The sequence below is a fragment of the Mitsuaria sp. TWR114 genome (genome assembly GCF_007997345.1).
On record NZ_VOSR01001097.1, the window covers coordinates 1 to 1,193 of the forward strand.

The window sequence follows — 1,193 nt, forward strand, 5'->3', positions numbered from 1 at the left end:
CGGTCGAGGTCACGCCGACGAACCACTGGCCGTCGAAGCGCGCATCCCGCGCCAGCAGCGCGGGGTAGCAGTGGTCGGGGTCGAGGAGGAAGTCCATGGCCAGGATGATAGGAGTCGGCCTGCGCCGGATCTGGCCGTTTTCGGACATGTCCCTGCGGGCCGCCGGGGCCCGGCCGCGCGCCCCCTTGGTCCGCGAATTGCCTGCGTGCACCGGGTTACACGGACGCCGCATGGGGCCTGCCTACAATGCGCCCCAGTTTTTGAACCATCACCCATTCCTGCAAGGACGCACATGCAAGTTCACGCATCCATCTTCAAGGCCTATGACATCCGCGGTGTCGTGGGCACGACGCTGGACGAGGCGCTGGCCGAGCACCTCGGCAAGGCCTTCGGCACCGAGGCGCTCAAGCTCGGCGAGAAGGCGGTCGCCGTCGGCCGCGATGGCCGCCTGTCCGGCCCGTCGCTGGTGGATGCGCTGATCCGCGGCCTGAAGTCGACCGGGCTGGATGTCGTCGACATCGGCGCCGTCACCACGCCGATGCTGTACTACGTCGCCGCCACGCGCGGCAAGCATGGCTGCAATTCCGGCATCCAGGTCACCGGCAGCCACAACCCCAAGGACTACAACGGCTTCAAGATGGTCCTCAAGGGCGCCGCCGTCTACGGCGAGCAGATCCAGGACCTGAAGCGCCGCATCGAGGCCGAGGACTACGCCACCGGCAAGGGCCGCGTCGCCGCGATGGACATCATCGCCGAGTACACCCAGCGCATCGTCCGCGATGCCAAGCTGGCGCGTCCGATGAAGATCGTCGTCGACAGCGGCAACGGCATTCCGGGCGCGACCGCCCCGGCCATCCTGCGCGCGCTGGGCTGCGAGGTCATCGACATCTTCTCCAAGGTGGATGGCGACTTCCCCAACCACCATCCGGATCCGTCGCGTCCCGAGAACCTCGAGGACCTCAAGCGCGTCGTGCACGCCACCGATGCCGAGCTGGGCCTGGCCTTCGACGGCGACGGCGACCGCCTGGGCATCGTCACCAAGGACGGCACGATGATCATGCCGGACCGCCAGATCATGCTGATCGCCGCGGACATCCTCAAGCGCCTGCCGGGCTCGGAGATCATCTTCGACGTCAAGTGCACCCAGCGCCTGGCCCCGTGGATCCGCGAGCACGGCGGCAAGCCGCTGATGT

General features: G+C 67.7%; 1 protein-coding gene. It reads left to right on the forward strand.

Going from position 1 to position 1,193, the window contains the following annotated elements:
* Positions 1 to 292: 292 nt before the first annotated feature.
* A partial coding sequence (locus tag FUT87_RS27730) for a phosphomannomutase/phosphoglucomutase (protein ID WP_147243046.1) occupies positions 293 to 1,193 on the forward strand: 901 nt, incomplete at its 3' end.